The sequence below is a fragment of the Corynebacterium stercoris genome, from assembly GCF_024160105.1.
Taxonomy (GTDB): Bacteria; Actinomycetota; Actinomycetes; order Mycobacteriales; family Mycobacteriaceae; genus Corynebacterium; species Corynebacterium stercoris.
Window position 1 is genome coordinate 215,682 of sequence record NZ_JAMFTQ010000003.1, and the last position, 19,536, is coordinate 235,217.

The following is a 19,536-nucleotide window of genomic DNA, read 5'->3' on the forward strand; positions in this document are numbered from 1 at the left end:
ATCTCCTACACCAGCGGCCAAGGGTAAGGGAACTCGGACTGGGGCTCCGGCAACCACGGCAGGCGAACGATGCGCGAGGCGCGTGATTGCAACGCCGCGACCTCTTCCGGTGACAACAACGAAGCCACCTCTTCCGGCACCTCCCCCGCGAGCGGCTCGACCGCGTCCACCAGCTCAGGTGGGATCGCCTCGTGCGCGAAGTCCCAGATCACGGTGCGCAGCTTCGGGTCCTGGTGAAAACACAATCCTTGGTCGATGCCCCACACGTGGTCGGCGGGGTGAGAGCCCGCGAGCAAGACGTGGCCCGATTTACGGTCCGTGTTGTTCACTAGCAAGTCGAAAACAGCCATGCGCAGAAACTGGGGATGCAGGTCGGGGCGGGTCTCATAAAGCGGGAAGTAGTGGGAGCCGTCGTTATCTACGTAGTACTGCAACGACCCGACACCGAGCGGCACGATCTCGCGCACCACCGTGGGCGGCACGATGCCCCAGCCCAACCATTCGCTGAGCAGGTACGCGGCCCGCTCACGCCGCCACAGCCCCGCCGGAAAGTCGTGGAGGTAGCGCTCCCCCGCCTCAGGTTTGAAGATGCCCCAGCAGTAGTCCTCTTGGCCACCGTCGCGAACAAGCGTTACGTCCACAAGCACCGTGAGGTTCGAAGAATCCGAGAGTTGGCCCACGAAACCGACCTCGCCGTGCTGAAGCACGTCAAGCAGCTCAACAAGCGTGGTCACAGCTCAAGCTCCGACACCGAGCACGGTTCCGCCGGGATCTGCTGAAACGCGCTCCAACCCCGGCCCGTAAAGTGCGCCAGCGCCGCCTTGATCGGGTCGGCGTGGGTGAAGCAGGCCACCGCCTCGCCCGGGTGCCGCGCCGCGATCGCGCGCACGCATCCCACGACGCGGTGTTGCATCTCCACGAACGACTCCCCGCCGGGAAAGCGGAACTCCCCGGGCCGCCTTTGCACCACCTGCCACTCGGGCAACTTGGCAAGCTCTTCTAAGGATTTGCCGGTCCACGTGCCGAAATCGGCTTCCAGGAGGCCGTCGTCAAGCACAAGCTTTTGCCCGAATCGTTCGCAGGTGGGTAGAGCGGTCTCGCGGGCGCGCTCGAGCGGTGAGGAATACGCCGCGTCGACGCGAGCTAGATGCTTGGCGACGTTCGCGGCTTGCATGCGCCCCCGCTCCGAAAGGTGCAGCCCCGGCGCGCGACCAGGCAGGACCTTGCCGGTGGTGGGTGTCTCGCCGTGGCGGATGAGGTAGATAATGGTCATTCCGCTGCTCCAAAGGGATTGAACACCGGAACGCCAAGGCGGCGGAAGTCCTTCTCGTTGCGCGTGGCAACGGTGAGGCCGTACACCGATGCCGTTGCGCCAATGAGGGCGTCTCGCTCCGGCGCAGGATCTGGGACATGGCTTGCCGCGCACAGCTTCGCTGTCGCGAGATCGACGGGAAGAATTCGGCCGTCAAAAACCTTCAGCACATCATTGTCGATCCACGAACGAATACGACGAGCTTGATCGAGATCGTTCCTCGCCATACGCTGCGCGCCAATTTCAAGTTCCATCACCGTGATGACAGAAAGATAAAGATCGGTGCTGCTCCGCGACCGCAACCAAGCAAGCAGCGCCGAGTCTGGCTGGCTCTTCCGCAACTCGCTGACAACGTTGGTGTCAAGCAGAAACATCAGAATTCCGCAGGTTTGAGCCCGATGGTTACCGGTTCGAACTCAAAGTCATCATCGATGGGCTCTTTCATTCTGAGACGGCTCACTAGGTCTTCTCCGTCAGCGCCGTTTTGCAGTTTGGTGAACTCCTCGTAGGACATCAGCACGTGCGTTGGCTCGCCGCGGTCGGTTACTACAACCGGCGCCTCCTGGGCCTCACGTTTTGCTCTAGCGAGATTCTGATTGAACTCTCGGGCCGACATTGATACGGCCCCTACGAGCGGTTTTGCGATAGTCATCGCTACCCCTTTTCCCATGTAGTTACGTCACTACATCGTATTCGCGGGCACCCACCCCCACAACCCGGGCGTACCCTGGCGCGCATGACTGAAGTGCCCAACTCCCGGCCATCCATCAACACCCTCGGTGAGCTCAAGGCTGCCGGCTACACCTACAAGACCGTGCGCGAGGAGATGCGCGACAATCTCATCGCCAAACTGCGCGCCGGCGACAACCCGTGGCCCGGCCTCCACGGCCTCGAGCACACCGTGTTGCCGCAGGTCGAGCGCGCCATCATCGCCGGCCACGACATCGTGCTGCTCGGTGAGCGCGGCCAGGGCAAGACCCGCCTGCTTCGCACGCTGCCATTGCTTCTCGACGCCTTTGTGCCCGCCGTCGAGGGTTCCGAGCTGCGCGAACACCCCTTGCACCCCACCACCGAGGCCACGCGCCGCCGCATCGAGGAGGAAGGCGACGCGCTGCGCATCACCTGGATCCCGCGCGAGGCTCGCTACTCCGAGAAGCTGGCCACCCCAGACACCTCCGTGGCGGATCTGATCGGCGACGTGGACCCGATGCGCGTGGCCGAGGGTCGCCGCCTGGGCGACCCGGAAACCATCCACTACGGCCTCATCCCGCGTTCCAACCGCGGCATCGTGGCCATCAACGAGCTGCCTGACTTGGCGGAGCGCATCCAGGTGGCCATGCTCAACGTGATGGAGGAGGCCGACATCCAGATCCGCGGCTATATGCTGCGCCTGCCGCTGGACGTACTGGTGGTTGCATCGGCTAACCCGGAGGACTACACGAACCGCGGGCGCATCATCACCCCGCTCAAGGACCGCTTCGGCGCCGAAATCCGCACCCACTACCCCGTCGAGTTGGACGACGAGATCCGAGTCATCGAGCAGGAATCCCAGCTCACGGCCACTGTCCCGCAACCCATCATGGAGGCCCTCGCCCGGTTCACCCGCTCACTGCGAGAATCTGACGCTGTGAACCAGCGCGCCGGCGTCTCAGCCCGATTCGCCATCGCAGGCGCCGAGACAGTCGCAGCCTCCGCCGCCCGCCGCGCCGCCATCACCGGGGAGGACCCGGTCGCGCGCCTCGTTGACCTGGAAGCCGCTGTCGACGTCCTCGGCGGCAAGGTGGAGTTCGAGCACGGCGAAGAGGGTCGCGAGTGGGACATTCTCGAATACCTCCTGCGCAACTCAGTGGCCCAGGCTCTTCGCAGCCGTGTGAGAGGACTCGACTTCGCCCCGCTGATCGAAGCGCTCGACGGATCAACCTTCATCACCACCGGAGAAAATATTACGGCCGCAGAGTTCCTCAACGGCCTACCCCAGCTCGAAGGCACGCTCTACGACGACATCGCTTCGACTTTCAACGCCGAAAGCGAAGGCGAGCGCGCCGCGGCCATCGAGCTCGCGGTGGAGGCGCTTTACCTCACCCAGAAGATCTCCAAGGACTCCGGCGAAGGCGAGACCATTTATGGTTAACCAGCGCAGGTACCGCAAATACACCCCGGGCCCGGATCCGCTCGCCCCGCCGCCCGACCTGGCCAAGGCGGTGCGCGCCATCGCCGGCGACGTTATGTACGGCTACTCCGCGGAGCAGGCAATGCGCGAGTACCTGCGTCGTGAGGGGTATGACGACTTCCTGCGCCAGATCGCGGAGCGCCGCCAAGAGCTACTGCACAAGACCAACCTCGGGGGCACGCTCCAGGAAGCAAAGAAGCTTCTCGACGAGGCGGTGCTCGCCGAACGGGGCCAGCTCGCCCGCGACGTAGATATGGACGACCTCGACCGCACCATGCGCGAGATGACACTGGACAACCTGCCCAGCTCCCCCGCGGCCGCGGTGACCGAACTGAACGACTACAACTGGGCTTCCTCCGAAGCGCGCGAGAAGTACCAGAGAATCAAAGACCTCATCGGCCGCGAGCTGCTCGACCAACGCTTTGCTGGCATGAAGGAGGCGCTCGAAGGCGCCACCGATGAAGATCGAGCAGCCGTCGCCGAGATGCTGAGGGATCTCAACGTGCTGTTGGGCAAGCACCGGGCGGGCATGGCCACGGAGCAGGACTTTCAGGAGTTCATGGCCAAACACGGCGACCAGTTCCCAGAGAACCCGAGAACCATCGATGAGCTGGTGGAACTGCTCGCCCAGCGATCTGCGGCAGCCCAGCGACTGCTCAACTCGATGACACCCGAGCAACGCGCGGAGCTCATGCAGCTCGCTGCCCAGGCCTTCGGCTCGGAGGAGCTGATGAACCTGGTTGGCGAGCTCGACGCAAACCTGCGCGGCATCCGCCCCGATTTGGACTGGACCGGGTCCGAATCGTTCGACGGCGACGGGGCAACGGACGGCATGGGCCTCGGCGAAGCCACCCGCGCGATGCGCGACCTTGGACGCCTCGACGAGCTCGCGGAAACCCTCGGCGGCGATCGCCCTGGAGACATCGACTTGGACGACGTCGCCGACCTCTTGGGCGCTGATGCCGCCACCAGCGCGAAGCAGCTGCGCGACCTAGAGAAAGCGTTGCGCGACTCCGGCTTGCTGAACAAGGGTGAGTCCGGCTCGCTGCAGCTGTCCCCGAAAGCGCTGCGCATGCTGGGCAAGGAGCTGCTGAAGGGCGCGACCTCCCAATTATCCCGTGGCCAGCGCGATTCCCGCCTCGCCGGCCAGCAGGGCGAGCCCACCGGCGGTACCCGCCCCTGGGGGTTCGGCGACACTCAGGCGTGGGACACCACCCGCACCATCACGAACGCGCTGCAACGCACCGCCGCAAGCGGCGATCCATTCGCGATCACGGTCAACGACATCGAGGTGGTCGAGACCGAAGCGCGCACGAAAAACGCCGTCGCACTCCTTGTCGACACCTCCTTTTCCATGGCGATGGAAGGCCGCTGGACGCCGATGAAGCAGACCGCGTTGGCGCTGAACCACCTCATCACCACGCAGTTTCGCAGCGACGAGCTCGCGCTTATCGGTTTCGGCCTCTACGCTCAGACGCTGACGATTGAGGAACTCACCGCCCTGCCGCCGATGCAGGAGAAGGGCACCAACCTGCAGCACGCGCTGCTTCTCGCCAACGAGTTCTTCACCCGCCACGCCGGCTACGACCCGACGCTGCTCATCGTCACCGACGGCGAGCCGACCTCCATCCTGACCGAATGGGGCGAGGCCTACTTCAACTGGCCGACCGACCGCATCACGCTCGCGCGCACGGTCGACGCGCTCGATACGGTGACCAAGCGCGGGACGAAGATCACCTTCTTCCGCCTCGGGGACGACCCGGGGCTTGTGGCGCTTATTAACGCCCTTGCCAACCGCTCAGGCGCCAACGTCGTCGCACCCGACCTCAATGAACTCGGAGGCGCTGTGGTGGGCGAGTACCTCCGCTGGTAAAGCAGAAGCTCCCCCAAGCGCCGCCCGAGGTCAAGCAAAGGCGGCGAGGGGGAATCGAATTCCGCGTTGAAATCAAGCACTGCTTTGCGACGTTCCCCTCATCACCCACGCCCGCAATCCTCACCTCAGACACGGTCGATAATTCCATCGTCGAAAAGCATTCGCTCTAACGGTTCTCGCTCCCCGTAGATGTACGCCTTGGCTAGGGCCTCATTGAACGCGGCGGCTACCGATGGATCACCGTCGCTCTGGGGAACGGTGAGAAAGCAGCCCGCTCCCTCGGCTATGAGGTGCGCGTTGGCAGCAAAGATCGCTGTTCGTTTGTTGCCGTCCTCGAACGGTTGGGCACGGGCGATGTCGATGAAAAGGGCGATAGCTCCACGACGCGGATCGGGATGCGTGAGCGCCACCTCCACAAGCTCATCGAGCTGGTCACTGGTCATTGCCGGTGGCTCGTGCCGTCCATAGACAGTTCGTACACCGATACCCTGCTCCGCGGTGCGAAGCCGGCCCGGGTTAAGCGCGGCGCTCCTTGTGAGGGACGCATTGATGCTGGTCACCAAGCGCCCTGTGACCGGTGCCCCACCGTGGTCGATGACAGTTTGCGCAGCACTTCGGAGATCCTCCAACAGCGCGAGATCTCCGCGCCCGCGGACACCATGGGTGTCTCCGGACCGCAAGAATCGATCCGTCGCGGGTTTGCTCGTGGAGAGACCATCAAAAACAACACCAGCGGTGTAAATGACATCGAGCAGCTCACGAACTTGCATCACACCACCACTCCACCGACGACGGCTGCTGCGACAACCACCACCCACGGCGGCAGCTTCCACATGTGCAGCGCCACGAACGCGGCGGCGGCAATCGCCATCGTGATCGGGCCGGTGATGCCGGCTGTGAAGACCGGGTTGTACAGCGCGGCGGCGAGGATGCCCACCACCGCGGCGTTCGCGCCGGCCAACGCCGCGGACGCGAGGCGGTGCTGGCGCAACTGATCCCAGAACGGCATCACGCCGATGACCAGCAGCGCCGCGGGCAGGAAGATCGCCACCGTGGCGAGAATCGCGCCCCAGAGCCAGTTGATCCCGCTTGCCGACGCTCCCAGATACGACGCAAAAGTGAACAACGGACCCGGCACCGCCTGCGCCGCGCCGTAGCCGGCGAGGAACGTGTCGTGATCCACCAGCCCTGTCGGCACCGTCGCCTGCTCCAGCAGCGGCAGCACGACGTGGCCGCCGCCGAACACCAGCGCGCCGGCGCGGTAGAAGCTGTCAAAGATGTCCATGCCGGTGGAGCGCATCATTCCGGCAAGAGCCGGCAGCGCGACCAGCAGCCCGGCAAACGCCGCGAGCGCCACGGCTCCCACCGTGCGGGACTGGGTGCGTGACTGGGTGCGCACCCGCGTCCCCGCCCCGCCGGCCGCCTGCTGCTTCTCCCCGAGGCCGAACAGCACCACGCCCGCGACCATGCCGAGCACGATCACGCCGACCTGCGTGAACGGACTCGGCACCACGAGGACCAGGATGAACGCCGCGAGCGCGATCGCCGCGCGCTTCCCGTCCGTGACGATGCTCTTGCTCATGCCCAGCACCGCCTGCGCCACAACTGCCACGGCGGCCGCTTTCAATCCGGCGAGCCAGCCGGCGTCGGCAAGCGAGCCAAGCTGCCCCACGCCGAGCGCGAAAAGGACCAGCGCGATGACCGAGGGCATCGTGAAGCCGACCCACGCCGCGAGCATGCCCGCGTAGCCCGCGCGCTTCAGGCCGATCGCCATGCCCACCTGGCTCGACGCCGGGCCCGGCATGAATTGGCACAGGGCCACGAGGTCGGCGTACTCCTCGTCCGTCATCCACTTGCGCTTTTCCACGAACTCGTCGCGGAAGTAACCGAGGTGCGCCGTCGGGCCGCCGAACGACGTGAGACCAAGACGCGTGAAGATGGTGAGAACTTCTAACATCGCAAGCCACGCTACACAACGGCTCTTCCGCTCGCCCGGTGGCGGGAACCACACCGCCGTCATGAACTTTCGCATCGAGTTCGCAGACTTTCGTTCACACATCGCCCGATGCCGTTGCGGGGAGCACAAGGGTGCCGCGAATATCGCTAGTGAATTCGGACTCGGACGGTGAAAGTCAAAGGAGAAGCTGTGAATATCTCGTACCAGGAAATCATTATCTTTGCCGTGCTCGCTCTCATCGTGATCGCAGTCATCTGGCTGGTGGTGCGTATCGTGAAAGGTTTTGGCAGCGGGTACTACTCCAGCGAGGTGGAGGACGCGAGGAGCAAGAGCTCCCGCCAGTAGCACAAAGAACCCGCCATCCGGTTCTGTGGGGATGGCGGGTTCAAGGGGGCGTCGATAGGCCGCAAGCTCCAGCTAGCGCACCTTCGAGGAACCACCTAGCGGGGTGCCGGCTGCGTGGTTCGCAATGATGAACCCGTTGACCAGACCCTGGGCAATGGTTGCACCGGCACCCGGGTAGACATCGCCGAAGTAGTTGGCGGCGTTGTTGCCCTGGGCGTAGAGGCCGGCGATCGGGGTGTCGTCCTCGCGCACGACGCTGCCGTTGGCGTCCGTCATCAGGCCGCCGCAGGTGCCGAGGTCCGAAATCACCATCTTCACCGCGTACAGCTGGCCACTCAGTGGGCGCAGGTTCGGGTTCGGAGTGTTAGTCGGGTCGCCGTAGTAGTTGTCGTACTTGGAGTCGCCGCGGTGGTAGGTCGAGTCGATACCGGCCTGCGCGTCCAGGTTGAACTCGTCGAACTGCGCGGTGAACGCGTCCACGGGCACGCCGATCTTCCGCGCAAGCTCAGCCGGGGTCTTCGCCTTGAAGGCGACCCCTGCCTCGTACCAGCTCTTGGGCAGCGGCATGCCCGGGAACACCTCGGAGCCGAACAAGTAGGACATCTTGTACTTCTGGTCGAAGATGATCCACATCTCGTTCGCGCGGCCCTCCTCGCGCATGGCCAGCACCTCGTTGCCGAAGGTCATATAGTCCTCCGCCTCGTTGATAAAGCGCCGACCGGTCTGGTCCACCATGAACGAGCCCGGCAGTGAACGCTCCGCGAGCGTGATTTTCGGCTGTTCGTCCTTCTCCAGCGGGGCCATGGCCGGGAACCACCAGGCTTGGTCCATGAAGCCGGTCTTCGCCCCGAGCTGCTCGACTGGGATCGAGATGGTGTCGCCGTTGTTCTCGGAGTTACCCATCGAGTTGTCGTCGGTGAGGCTCTCGCTCTGGTACTTCATACGCCACTCGGTGTTGTGGTCGAAGCCACCGCCGGCCAGAACCACGCCGCGCGAAGCGTTGATGGTGTACTCGGAGCCGTCTTGCTTCACCACGGCACCCGTAACCTTGCCGCTGTCGTCCACGATCAGCTCCGTCATGGGGCAGCTCGTCCACACCGGGATGTTGTTCTTAATCGCGGCGAGGAACAGACCACCGGCCGTGGCTTGGCCAGTGGCGACATACTCCTTGCCAAACGCCATGCCCCCAACACCCTGAATTGTGCGGATGGCGGAAATCGGCAGCGACTTCAACGGGGTCTTGGTGATGAGGTTAACCCACTTGTAGTCGTAGCCCGTCATGGGCATGGGGAACGGTGCCGCCACCGCGGTGGGGTGGAAACGGTCGCGCTCTTCTCCTAGCTGCTTCAGGTCGAAGGGTCGAGCCTCGCAGGTGCGGCCGATAGAGGCGCCGCCAGGGTGCTCCGGGTGGTAGTCGGAGTAACCCTTGGACCAGAACAAGTTGAGATCCGTCAGGTTGTCTAGGGCCTCAATTGCTTCGGGACCGTGCTCAATCAACGCTTCCCAACGCTCGCGTGGGGCGTTTTCAGGCACCAAGCTTTCCACGTAATCAAGGCCTCGCTGGACGGTGTCCTTAAACCCGGATCGGCGCAGGACGTGGTTGCCGGGCACCCAGAAGGCGCCGCCCGACATCGACAACGAGCCGCCTACGTACTCGTTTGCCTCAACCACCAACGTCTTTAAGCCGAGGGAGTGTGCGTACAGCGCGGTTGCGAGACCGGAGCCGGATCCTACGACTAGCAGGTCAACATCAGTATCGTGAGCTTTCGGTCCAGATGGGACAGTCATTTGCTTCGCTCCTTATATTGCAATGTGACGGGGTATACAACCAAGGTAGGTCGTGATCTGGCGTCTGTCACCTATAGAAGCGTGATTCAACCAATGGTTTCTCGGGTGCCGCGCTGTCCTTCTTTGTCGGGTGTTGCAGTTCCTCCAGGTAAAGCATGTGCTTTGCGACGGGCTCCGCCTCAGCCCTTTCCCAGCTGTCTCGTCTTCGGCCCCAGGGTGAACGTAGGGTGTTGGGCATGCAGGACCTGCCCATCGCACCCGGCCCGGGTATCCCCGGCGGCCTCGTCGTCGCCGCCGCGGATCTGACGGAGCGGTTTGCGAAGGCGTCGGGCCCCGGCGGCCAGGGCGTCAACACCACCGACAGCAAGGTACAGCTCTCCATCGACATCGCGGGATGCGCATCGCTTTCCGACGCCCAACGCCGCCGCGCCCTCCACAACCTCGAACACCGCCTGGATGGCACTGTGCTCACCGTCAGCGCGTCGACGCAGCGCTCGCAGGTCCGCAACCGTACCGAGGCGCGGGAACGAATGGCCGCCCTGTTGCGCGAGGCGCTCGCCCCGCTGCCTCCCCCGCGGCGGAAAACGAAGCCGACGCGCAGCTCGGTGCGGCGCCGTCTCGAAGCGAAGAAGCGGCGCTCGGAGTTGAAGTCGACGAGGCGTAAGCCCCAGCTGTGATTTCGATGGAACTCCGCCAAAGTTACGAGGGTTTGGTCGGTTACCGCATTCAGCTAGCCCATTGGTGAAGCACACATTGAATTTGAGCTCCACCGAACTTCAGGCAAAACCCGTCTTCCTCTAGGAGTTCTAAGGCGGTTTAACCGCTTCCGGAGTGCAATACGGCGATGGTTACGAGGCCACGTGGGAGCTGCGCGCCGCGGAGAACTGGGTGACCGAACGCGTATCGGTGCACGTAGAAGGCGACGGATGGGGCGAAGCCTCAAGCTGGTTAGGTCCGAGCAAGGCATGTGGTCGGCGGAAACCAATAAAGAGAGCACTCCGCAGTCGCGGGAAACGGATCCAGCGGTAGCTGTTCTTGACGTATTGAAACCTCACGGAAATAATGGAATACATTGTATTCATCGAAAGTGAAGGACACTCATGGCCACGATGACTATCCGCATGGATGATCGAGATGCTGAGCTGGTGCGTAGGTTCGCAAGTTTTGAAGGAATTACCCTTTCGGACTTCGCCCGGAACGCAATTTTGGAAAAGATCGAGGATGCACACGATCTTCAGGAACTGCGGGACGCGATGGCAGAAGACGATGGGCAGCGCTTCACCATCCAGGAAATACTCGACGAACTCGGCTAATGGAAGAACTAACTTCCAGATACAGCGTGCGACTAACTTCAAAGGCGCGCAAGCAGCTTCACAAGATGGATAAGTTCGATGCTCGCATCCTTGCAGGCTGGATTGAAAAGAATCTGGAAGGATCTACCAACCCACGAGCAATCGGTAAGGCCCTCACAGGCAACCACTCCGGAGAATGGCGGTACCGAGTGGGTTCCTATCGGATTCTCGCTAATATCTACGACGATCTTGTGATCATCGAGGCATTCACGATCGGGCGCCGTGACACGGTCTACGACTCGTGACCCCGTCTACACGTTGAACTTGAACTCGACGGTATGCCGTCGCAAAGTTACTTTCTCGTTAGCCTGCAACAATCACAAAACAGGAATTTACGTCAGTACACAGAGAACATATGGGGCGCACGGAAACACGTATAGGTTTTGCGGGCTGGGCGTGGACGTCAATGTGAAGTTTTTGGAGAACTTCGCCACCCACGTCGCGCCCGCGTTGGGGTGGCAGCCGAACAGCGAAGGCCCAGTTACCGGCTATCCCATCGGCTAGTTCCTGCAGGTCGCAGGTTCTTCGCGTTATTGTCAGTTCAGCTTATCTTGAATAGTTCATCGTGTGCTGTATAGTTCAGATCATGCTGACTATTGCTTCACGCCTCGACGTCATGAACCGGCTCGGCCGGGCCATGGCGGATCCGACGCGCTCCCGAATCCTGATGGCCCTACTCGACGGTCCGAGCTACCCCGCCGAGCTCTCGGACAGCTTGGATCTGACCCGCTCGAACGTCTCGAACCATCTGTCCTGCCTGCGCGACTGCGGCATTGTCGTTGCCGAGCCGGAGGGCCGCAAGACCCGCTACGAAATCGCCGATCCGCACCTCGCGGCAGCGCTCGACGCCCTGGTGAACGCGACGTTGGCTGTCGACGAAAACGCCCCCTGCATTGACCCTGAGTGCTCGGTGCCCGGCTGCGGCGAGAAGGGAGCGGACGCATGAGCTCGGCGTGTGGATGCGAACACGAACCCGCCACGGAGATCGAAGAGCTCGATCGGCCATGGTGGAAGGACCCCGAGTTGCTACTTCCGATCTTCTCCGGCGTAGCCCTCTGCGTAGGCCTGGCGTTGGACTGGTCCGGGCTGGAGACACCTGCGACAGTACTGTTCTGGGTCGGCCTGCTGCTAGGGGCGTATACGTTCGCGCCTGGAGCGATCCGGAACCTTGTCACGAAGCGCAAGCTCGGCATTGGCTTGCTGATGACGATCAGCGCGGTCGGCGCGGTGATCCTCGGTTACGTCGGAGAGGCCGCGGCGCTAGCGTTCCTGTACTCGATCGCCGAGGCACTGGAAGACAAGGCGATGGACCGGGCCCAGGGCGGACTGCGGGCACTGTTGAAGTTGGTACCGCAGACCGCGACGGTGCTGCGCGACGGCACGGCGGTCGAGGTCGCAGCGAAAGACCTCGTGGCTGGCGAGCTGATGCTTGTGCGCCCCGGGGAGCGGATCGCCACGGACGGCATCATTCGGTCTGGGCGCTCCAGCCTTGACACCTCAGCGATCACCGGAGAATCCATTCCGCTGGAGGTCGAACCCGGTGACGAGGTGCCCGCGGGAGCGATCAACTCCGCTGGCGTGCTGGAGGTCGAGACGACCGCAGCTGGAACGGACAACTCACTGACCACACTCGTGGACCTAGTTGAGCAGGCGCAGGCGGAAAAGGGCGACCGCGCCCGGATTGCCGACCGGATTGCCCGACCCCTAGTGCCCGGCGTGATGATCCTGGCGGTGCTGGTCGGCGTGATCGGCTCGCTGCTGGGCGACCCCGAGACGTGGATCACCCGTGCACTGGTGGTCCTAGTCGCAGCGTCGCCGTGCGCGCTGGCGATCTCCGTGCCGCTGACGGTCGTGGCCGCGATCGGCGCGGCCAGCCAATTTGGCGTGGTCATCAAGTCCGGCGCGGCGTTCGAACGGCTCGGCGGCATCCGTCACCTGGCGGTAGACAAGACCGGAACCCTCACCCGCAACCAGCCCGAGGTTACCGGCGTGGTGCCGGCAGTGGGATTCGATCAGGCGCAGGTGCTTGCCTTCGCGGCGGCAGTCGAGCAGCAATCGACGCACCCCCTCGCCGCGGCGATCGCTACAGCGGTGCCCGAAGCGCCCGCCGCCCAGGACATCAGCGAGGAAGCCGGGCACGGCATCAGCGGCACCGTCGAAGGTCGACGGGTGCTGGTGGGCAGCCCCCGATGGATCGATGCCGGGCCACTGAAGGCAGACGTTGAGCGCATGGAGTCCGAGGGCCAAACCTGCGTCCTGGTCACCGTCGATGGCGCCCTCGCCGGGGCCATCGGAGTCCGCGACGAGCTGCGGCCCGAGGTGCCCGAAGCCGTGCAGACCCTGCACGCCAACGGCGTGGAAGTGAGCATGCTCACCGGCGACAACACTCGCACCGCCCGGGCACTGGCTGCAATCGCCGGAATCGACGACGTGCGCGCCGAACTACGTCCGGAGGACAAGGCAAGCATCGTCGCCGAACTCTCCTCCAAGACGCCGACGGCGATGATTGGCGACGGCATTAATGACGCGCCGGCATTGGCGGGCGCGACGGTAGGCATCGCCATGGGAGCGACCGGCTCTGACGCCGCGATCGAGTCCGCCGACGTCGCCTTCACCGGCCACGATCTCCGGCTGATCCCGCAGGCGCTGCAGCACGCCCGCCGAGGCAGCAGGATCATCAACCAGAACATCGTGTTGTCTCTGGCCATCATCATCGTGTTGATGCCGCTGGCGATCAGCGGCGTGCTGGGCCTGGCTGCCGTCGTGTTGGTTCACGAGGTCGCCGAAGTCATCGTGATCTTGAACGGCCTGCGGGCTGCGCGGACGAATCGCTGAGTCGAGTTGCGTTGACGCCATTTCAAAACTCGTGCTGCCGAGCGTCATCGACACGGCCCGCGACTACCTGGGCAGTGTGTTTGGCAAAGGGCCCCACACCCATCAGCGTTGCCGAGCCGTCGCCGGTCCAGTTGCCGTAACCGACGAGATGCAGATTCTTCACCGCGGGTTCGCGGCCGCGCATGAGGTGGCGGAATGGGCCGAGGGCCGGACGGAAACCAGTGCACCAGATCAGGTGGTCGTGGTCGAGCTCGCTCAAGCTATCGAAAATGGGGGTAGCGGTGAGCTGGCCGGAGTCGCGGAGCTCACGGAGATGAGGAAGCGCGACAATGTCCCCGAGGTTCGGGCCGGCATCGCCGCCGAGAATCCGGCGGCGGCTGCGGAGAAAGAGATCGCGGCCATCGACATCATCGGGCATCCAGCGCGGCCGCCCAAGAGTGAACCATGTGACCTCCGACGTCCCGATGAGGTCCGCGGCGATCTGGGCCCCCGAGTTCGCCCCACCGACCACCGCGACCTTCGCGCCGCGGAATGGTTCGGGGCCGGGGTAGATCGACGAGTGCCACTGCCGTCCGCGGAAGGTGCCGGGATAGTGGGGCACGAAGGGCGCGGACCACGTGCCGGTGGCCGCGACAACGTGCTCCGCTGTGAATTGTCCGTCGGTCGTATCTAGGAAGAACATCCCTCCGTCATGGGACACGCTGCGAACGTGCACTGGGCGACGAACCGGGAGGTCGTAGCGTTTTTCGTAGCGTTCGAGGTAGTCGATGACATGGCGTGCCGGCGGGTACCCCGGGTAGTGCGGCATAGGCCAGCCGGGCAGATTGGAGAACTCCGCAGCGGAGAAAAGCGTCAGCGAAGGCCACGTGTGCAACCACGCTCCGCCGGGCTCCTCCTGGTTGTCCAAGATCAAGAAGTCCACGTCGTAGCGCCGCAGGTAGTATGCCGTGGCTAGGCCGGACTGGCCGCCGCCAACGACGATGGCCGTGTGATGTTCAGTCACTGGAGAGCACCTCCATTGCACCCTCGGGGGATCTCAAGCGCCACGACAGCAATCACCGCCACCATTCTGATGGATAAGCGCTTCATGCCCGCGAGTGTAGCCAGCGCACCAAAGCGCGTCTGATTCAGGCGGCTCCGCTCATTACTGCTCCGTTTCTAACCCCACTGCGGGTTGCCCACGTCCACACCTTCGGCCGCCGCGTGGGCGGTGACCAGCTCGAGCAGGTAGTCCTGCGCGCCGCCGTAGGCTTCGTGGAAGCGCGCGTCGTCAACGTACATGCGCGCGAGGATGAGCTGGCGAGCCGGGGTCGCCTCGTACCACTGGGCGATGCTTGCGCGGTGGCGCTCCACCAGTGCTTCGGCTTCCTCGGAGCCGGGTTCCACGCCGGAATCGCGTGCGGCGATCAGATCCGCGGCGAGCGCGTCCTGTTCTTCCTGCAGGCGTTTGAAGTCACCTTCGCCCATTTGAGCGAGCTTTTTCTGGGACTGCGCCCACTCCGGGGTATCACCCCAGCGCTGCTCAGCCTCCTCCTGGTAGGCGGGCATATCTTCGCCGAGGTACTTCTTCATTGCGTCCATGTCGATCGATCCTTTCGTTGCGTTGTCAATGAGGTGCTGGACAGATGTGAGTTGGGCGTCGAGCGTGCGCCGTCGAGAAGCGAGTGCTTCTTGGTGGTGCTTGAGGGCGCGGGTGAGGGCGGCTCCGGAGGCGTCGAGAAGCTGCGCGATCTGCGCAAGCGGCACGCCGACTCCGCGGTAGAGGGCGATGGCCGCGCCGCGCTCGAGGTCCGCCTCGCTGTAAACGCGGTGGTCGGCCCACGTGCGCGCGGGTGCGATGAGGCCGAGCGCCTCCCAGTGGCGCAGCGCCTTGGTGGAAACGCCGAGGGCTTCTGCGGCCTCGCTGATTGTGTATTCCATACCATCTGCCATGGTTGCGATTGAACAGCTTGCCGCAAGGGCAAGTGCAAGTTGTGCGCTACCCAGCACAGCCCGAAACGAGCGGCCAGGGTGACTGACCGCGACTACTGCTGCCGGCGGAGCGCGCCTTCGTAACGGGCCCTCGCAGCCTCGACGTCCTCGGCGTTGTGGGAGGTGGGCACATCCGACCGGTCCGGGAAGACCGCCTTGCCTTGCGGCAAGTTGATGGCAGGCTGGTTCGGCTGCGGGTCCTTATCGGGGCGCAGGTGGGCGTGCGCGTAGTCGGCGCAGTGGTCCAAGAACACGCGCGGCGGAGCAAAGAAGTTGCAGCCCGTCAGCGCCTCGGAAAAGTCCAGGATGCGGTCGTAGTTGCCCTCCGGCTCGCCGATGAACATGCGGCGCAGCATCACTTCGGTGACGCGGGGGTCGCGGGCGTAGCTCATGAAGAAGGTGCCCTGCTTGCCCAGCGCGTCGCCGAACGAGAGGTTGTTGCGCACGATCTCCAGGCCGTTGCCGTCCTCGTCCTCAACCTGATTGACGGCCACGTGGCTGTTCGGGGCCTTCTCATCTAGCTCGATGTCGGAATGCTTCGTGCGGCCGATGACCTGCTCCTGCTCCTCCACCGGCAGGGTGTTCCAGTCCTTGAGGTTGTGCACGTACTTCTGCTCGACGATGTAGCTGCCGCCCCTCCAGATGCCGTCGCGGATGATCGCAACCTCCACGCCCTCCTGGTCGCGGGGGCTCTCGGTGCCGTCGACGAAGCCGAGCGGGTCGCGGAAATCCTGGTACTGGAAGGCGTGAACCTCGTCGTGGTAGTCGATGTGGTCCTCCACGATCGCGTTGATGCGGCGGGCGAGCTCGAAGGCGACGTCGAATTCGTCGGACCGGATGTGGAAGAACAGGTCGCCCGGCGTGGACGGCGCGTGGTGCTTCGCGCCGTGGAGCTCGACGAACTCGTGCAGGTGCTCCGGTTTGTCCAGTGCGAAAAGCCGGTCCCACATTGTCGCGCCGATGCCGGCCACCGCGGTCAAGTGCGCCTTCGGGTACCGGAAGCCCACGCCGTTGGTGAGGCTGGACAGGCTGGAAAGCGCCTCCAACGCCGCCTGCTCGCCGCCCTTTTTGAAGCCGAGGGTAATAAACAGCGCGTCCCGCGACTGCGGGAGAATCACGGTCTGGGTAACTTCTGCCTGGTTTCTGCTCGTCATAAGGCTCAAGTATTCCCCATTTAGGCGGCTCTAGTCGGACCGGGTGGCCTCCTGCCGCCGATTACAGCACCGCCCACCCCACGATCGCTGCGTGTCACACAGTTGAGAATGCATCACTGCATTGTGGATATGTGTCATCGAAACGCGTCTCTGTGTGGTCCTCGTTGCCTAACTGACACCAACGCCGTGTCCACTACTCGGGGGACACCCCCGACATTAATGCTGCCTGTTTAGACCACGTGTTTAGTAACGGTGTGGTGGGTATCGGGTAACACCCGGGTGGGTTTGGAGTAACACCCAGGTGTTGTGGGGTGGGGTTAGGTTGTCAGTCGCATGTTGTCTCCTTCGAGTGGGATGATCTCGGCGCCGGTGACGAGTCGGTTGAGGATGGATTCGGCGATGACGGCATCAGGGATGGACTTGTACCACTCATCTGGTGTGAACTGGGATGTCACGATTGTGGATCCTCGGTGCTCTCGCTCGGCAAGGATGGTCAGCAGCTGGTGTGCGGTTGCAGCATCGATCGGGGTGGTGAGGAAATCATCAAGCACGAGCACATCTGCGGTGTGGAGTTCCTCGAGGAACTTCATCCGCTCAATGTCACCGTGTTTGAGTACTGCTAGGTGGTTGGCCAGGGTGTCGGTGCGGAAGAACTTGGCTGTGTAGTCCTTTCGGCAGGCGGCGTTGAGCAGTGCGAGTGCGAGGTAGGTTTTGCCGACGGAGGATTTGCCCAGGATGACAATGTTCTGGGCGCTTTGGCACCATTGGCAGTGAGCGAGTCGGGTGATTTGCTCTTTGTTGAGGGTGCGGCTGGGCGCGTAGGTGATCTCTTCGACGCAAGCATCGGGATTTGGCGATCGGGATGCTTTGAGCAGTTTGTTGACTCGCCGTTCGCGCTTGGCCGCGACCTCTTTATCGAGTGCGTAGAGCACTTTGTCGGAAAATGACCAGTCGTCGAAGTCGGGGTCGGCGGCGATGTCGATGACGCTTTGGCCGAATGCGGTCATGCGCAGGCTGGTGAAGACCGGCAGGACAGATTCGTCGAGGAAGCGTGCGGTGGCTGATGCTGGTTGTGGCGGGGTCACTTGGTGGGTCCTTTCTTGGTGAGGTTTTCCAGGCTGAACTGGGCGGCACCGCCGAGGTAGGCGCCGCGCGTGTCACGAGCTGGCACAGGCGCGGTGCCAAACGCTGGAGTGGTGGTGTCCCTGGTGGTGGTTGTGGTGCCGGTGGGGCGGGTGGTGTGGTCTTTGCGTACGGCGGCCATCATGTTCTTCACCGCGGTGTAGCTCACTGCCCGCTGGGCACCGTTGGTATCGATGAGGCGACGGCATGCTTCTTCTAGGACGAGCTTGTCGCGCTTGCCCATGCTCAGCACGTTGCGGCACGACTGGTACGCCTGGGCGGGGATCGCTTTCTGGGCGATCAGGCCCGCGATGACTTCTTTGGTGGCAGGGCCTATGCGTGAGGCTTCGCGCAGGAAGTACTCACTCGTCCACAGTCCCCGGGTATCAGTCATGTTCGGCGGGATGTGGTCGGTGTCGGTGACGTACGCCCCGCGCATCCCCGTGACGTGGTGGGTTGCGACATGCTCGCCAGCGTCGAAGACGGTGAGGACATCACCGGTGATGCGCACATCCACGGTGCGGCCCACCAGCTGATACGGCACTTCAGTAGCGGGCGGTGTCGATGATGATGTGGAAATTCGGTGCGACTTTGGCGCGTTTCCACACGGTGCGCTGCCACGTGGTTGCAGGTAGTGCAGCGAGTTGGTCGCGTTCGAACTCGTTGAACACCTCACGCCGGCTTGTGTCCTGGTTGCGAAACGGGGTCGCAGTGTTGATCGCATCGACCAGCGTACGGATCCGGGTATTGAGCTCATCAAGCCCAACGCACTGGTGGCCGTCGAGTGCGTGGATGACTTTCTGGGTGACGATTTTCACCGCGGCTTCCACGCTGGCTTTGTCTTTGGGCTTTTTCGCCCGCGCCGGCAAAGCGGCGGTGTTGTAGTGCTCCAGAAACTCCTCGTAGGTGGAGTTGACCCGCCGGTTGCGATCCGCAGCGCTGATTGTGTTCGACGCGGTCGACGCGTTATCCGGCACGATGACTTCCGCCACCCCACCGAAATAAGAAAACGCCTGCATATGGGCTGAAAGCCACGACTGCTGGCGCTCATCTGGGCAGGCGCAGGCGAAGATCATCCCCGAATACGGCAATGAGGCGACGAACACGCTGATTTTCGGGCCTCGACCGGCGACCGGGTCGAACAGGCGCATCTTGGTTCCCGCCCAATCCACCTGCATGGTGTGTCCCGGGGCGTGGGTGATCCTGGCTGTCAGCCCAGCGGCGTCAACGTGCTGGGCCACGAGCTGCCGGAAACGCTCGTAGCTGTAATAGCGCTGCCCATCAGCAGCCGGGGTAGCAGTGTAGCGGCCCCAGAGCACCTGCAGCGTTACTTTGTGCCTGCCGGTCCTGGCCTTGGACACGGCATCGTAATCGATCGGGACGAAATCGCCCTGGCCGGTGCTGCGCCCATCATGAAACAGCCCAGCCAATGCCTCATTGGTCAACCCCGCGAGCTGGGATTCGGTGGTGATCCCGGAAGATTCGAGCGCTTCGCGGGCCTTTTGAACTGTGGTGTGGGAACACCCCACAGTGGAACGGATTTGGCGGACGGACCAACCTTTGAGCACAAGGTCCATCACCGCCCGGTAATCAGTCACAACTGGACTCCTCTGGCAATGCCGCGCGCCCTGTAGTCGCGCGGTCACCAGCATCGTCC

General features: G+C 63.4%; 21 protein-coding genes and 1 pseudogene. 9 read left to right on the forward strand and 13 right to left on the reverse strand.

Annotated features, from left to right (window positions below; translation table 11 throughout):
- Positions 1-5: 5 nt before the first annotated feature.
- The 4 genes from M5J20_RS04475 to M5J20_RS04490 are packed head-to-tail and all read right to left on the reverse strand — an operon-like array spanning position 6 to position 1,964.
- Complete coding sequence (locus M5J20_RS04475; protein WP_253576813.1) at positions 6-734, reverse strand: SCO1664 family protein; 729 nt, start codon at positions 732-734, stop codon at positions 6-8.
- A complete protein-coding gene (locus tag M5J20_RS04480; RefSeq protein ID WP_253576816.1) occupies positions 731-1,273 on the reverse strand; it encodes a histidine phosphatase family protein in 543 nt (180 codons plus the stop codon). The genes M5J20_RS04475 and M5J20_RS04480 overlap by 4 nt, the downstream gene beginning before the upstream one ends.
- The gene (locus M5J20_RS04485) at positions 1,270-1,686 is read right to left on the reverse strand and encodes a type II toxin-antitoxin system VapC family toxin (RefSeq protein ID WP_367614882.1); all 417 of its coding nucleotides are present in this window, start codon (positions 1,684-1,686) and stop codon (positions 1,270-1,272) included. The genes M5J20_RS04480 and M5J20_RS04485 overlap by 4 nt, the downstream gene beginning before the upstream one ends.
- Positions 1,686-1,964 carry a type II toxin-antitoxin system Phd/YefM family antitoxin gene (locus M5J20_RS04490; RefSeq protein ID WP_253576819.1) on the reverse strand — a complete coding sequence of 93 codons (279 nt, stop codon included), beginning with the start codon at positions 1,962-1,964 and terminating at the stop codon, positions 1,686-1,688. Before M5J20_RS04490 ends, M5J20_RS04485 begins: the two co-directional genes overlap by 1 nt.
- 84 nt (positions 1,965-2,048) lie before the next feature.
- Here M5J20_RS04490 and M5J20_RS04495 point away from each other — a divergent pair, with 84 nt between their 5' ends.
- Both M5J20_RS04495 and M5J20_RS04500 read left to right on the forward strand, forming a co-directional pair.
- Complete coding sequence (locus M5J20_RS04495) at positions 2,049-3,443, forward strand: MoxR family ATPase (protein WP_253576821.1); 1,395 nt, start codon at positions 2,049-2,051, stop codon at positions 3,441-3,443.
- On the forward strand, positions 3,436-5,355 hold the full coding sequence (locus M5J20_RS04500; protein WP_253576824.1) for a vWA domain-containing protein: 1,920 nt from the start codon (positions 3,436-3,438) through the stop codon (positions 5,353-5,355). Before M5J20_RS04495 ends, M5J20_RS04500 begins: the two co-directional genes overlap by 8 nt.
- Positions 5,356-5,480: 125 nt before the next feature.
- On the opposite strand, the gene M5J20_RS04505 is transcribed toward M5J20_RS04500, so the two are convergent.
- The gene (locus M5J20_RS04505) at positions 5,481-6,125 is read right to left on the reverse strand and encodes a Fic family protein (protein ID WP_253576827.1); all 645 of its coding nucleotides are present in this window, start codon (positions 6,123-6,125) and stop codon (positions 5,481-5,483) included.
- Positions 6,125-7,312: a chromate efflux transporter gene (gene chrA, locus M5J20_RS04510; RefSeq protein ID WP_253576830.1), complete on the reverse strand. Its 1,188-nt coding sequence runs from the start codon at positions 7,310-7,312 to the stop codon at positions 6,125-6,127. Before chrA ends, M5J20_RS04505 begins: the two co-directional genes overlap by 1 nt.
- A 189-nt stretch (positions 7,313-7,501) precedes the next feature.
- Between chrA and M5J20_RS04515 the strand changes: the two genes are divergently transcribed.
- A complete protein-coding gene (locus M5J20_RS04515; RefSeq protein ID WP_253576833.1) occupies positions 7,502-7,657 on the forward strand; it encodes a hypothetical protein in 156 nt (51 codons plus the stop codon).
- 72 nt (positions 7,658-7,729) lie between these two features.
- Here M5J20_RS04515 and M5J20_RS04520 read toward each other — a convergent pair whose 3' ends face one another.
- The gene (locus tag M5J20_RS04520; protein ID WP_253576836.1) at positions 7,730-9,445 is read right to left on the reverse strand and encodes an FAD-binding protein; all 1,716 of its coding nucleotides are present in this window, start codon (positions 9,443-9,445) and stop codon (positions 7,730-7,732) included.
- Positions 9,446-9,681: 236 nt separating this feature from the next.
- On the opposite strand from M5J20_RS04520, the gene arfB reads away from it, so the two are divergent.
- The 6 genes and pseudogenes from arfB to M5J20_RS04550 all read left to right on the forward strand — a co-directional run bounded on the left by arfB (position 9,682) and on the right by M5J20_RS04550 (position 13,632).
- Positions 9,682-10,122, forward strand: coding sequence for an alternative ribosome rescue aminoacyl-tRNA hydrolase ArfB (gene arfB / locus M5J20_RS04525; RefSeq protein ID WP_253576839.1), 441 nt, complete (start codon positions 9,682-9,684; stop codon positions 10,120-10,122).
- Positions 10,123-10,545: 423 nt separating this feature from the next.
- A complete protein-coding gene (gene relB / locus M5J20_RS04530; RefSeq protein WP_253576842.1) occupies positions 10,546-10,758 on the forward strand; it encodes a type II toxin-antitoxin system RelB family antitoxin in 213 nt (70 codons plus the stop codon).
- Positions 10,758-11,042 carry a type II toxin-antitoxin system RelE family toxin gene (locus tag M5J20_RS04535; RefSeq protein ID WP_256478076.1) on the forward strand — a complete coding sequence of 95 codons (285 nt, stop codon included), beginning with the start codon at positions 10,758-10,760 and terminating at the stop codon, positions 11,040-11,042. Before relB ends, M5J20_RS04535 begins: the two co-directional genes overlap by 1 nt.
- Positions 11,043-11,184: 142 nt before the next feature.
- A pseudogene (locus M5J20_RS04540) lies at positions 11,185-11,301 on the forward strand (LLM class flavin-dependent oxidoreductase); the annotation flags it as partial.
- 82 nt (positions 11,302-11,383) lie between these two features.
- Positions 11,384-11,743 carry a Cd(II)/Pb(II)-sensing metalloregulatory transcriptional regulator CmtR gene (gene cmtR, locus M5J20_RS04545; RefSeq protein ID WP_253576847.1) on the forward strand — a complete coding sequence of 120 codons (360 nt, stop codon included), beginning with the start codon at positions 11,384-11,386 and terminating at the stop codon, positions 11,741-11,743.
- Positions 11,740-13,632, forward strand: coding sequence for a heavy metal translocating P-type ATPase (locus M5J20_RS04550; protein ID WP_253576850.1), 1,893 nt, complete (start codon positions 11,740-11,742; stop codon positions 13,630-13,632). Before cmtR ends, M5J20_RS04550 begins: the two co-directional genes overlap by 4 nt.
- Positions 13,633-13,654: 22 nt before the next feature.
- Here M5J20_RS04550 and M5J20_RS04555 read toward each other — a convergent pair whose 3' ends face one another.
- The 6 genes from M5J20_RS04555 to istA form a co-directional block, all read right to left on the reverse strand.
- Positions 13,655-14,635 (reverse strand): NAD(P)-binding domain-containing protein, encoded by a 981-nt coding sequence (locus M5J20_RS04555; protein WP_253576853.1) that lies wholly within the window; start codon positions 14,633-14,635, stop codon positions 13,655-13,657.
- A gap of 155 nt (positions 14,636-14,790) precedes the next feature.
- On the reverse strand, positions 14,791-15,564 hold the full coding sequence (locus tag M5J20_RS04560) for a MerR family transcriptional regulator (protein ID WP_253576856.1): 774 nt from the start codon (positions 15,562-15,564) through the stop codon (positions 14,791-14,793).
- Positions 15,565-15,656: 92 nt separating this feature from the next.
- Positions 15,657-16,757: a Dyp-type peroxidase gene (locus M5J20_RS04565; RefSeq protein ID WP_253576858.1), complete on the reverse strand. Its 1,101-nt coding sequence runs from the start codon at positions 16,755-16,757 to the stop codon at positions 15,657-15,659.
- Between the two features lie 317 nt (positions 16,758-17,074).
- Positions 17,075-17,842, reverse strand: coding sequence for an ATP-binding protein (locus M5J20_RS04570; RefSeq protein WP_253576861.1), 768 nt, complete (start codon positions 17,840-17,842; stop codon positions 17,075-17,077).
- The gene (locus M5J20_RS04575; RefSeq protein WP_253576864.1) at positions 17,839-18,423 is read right to left on the reverse strand and encodes a Mu transposase domain-containing protein; all 585 of its coding nucleotides are present in this window, start codon (positions 18,421-18,423) and stop codon (positions 17,839-17,841) included. Before M5J20_RS04575 ends, M5J20_RS04570 begins: the two co-directional genes overlap by 4 nt.
- Position 18,424: 1 nt before the next feature.
- Positions 18,425-19,477 (reverse strand): IS21 family transposase, encoded by a 1,053-nt coding sequence (gene istA / locus M5J20_RS04580; RefSeq protein ID WP_253576866.1) that lies wholly within the window; start codon positions 19,475-19,477, stop codon positions 18,425-18,427.
- Positions 19,478-19,536 lie beyond the last annotated feature (59 nt).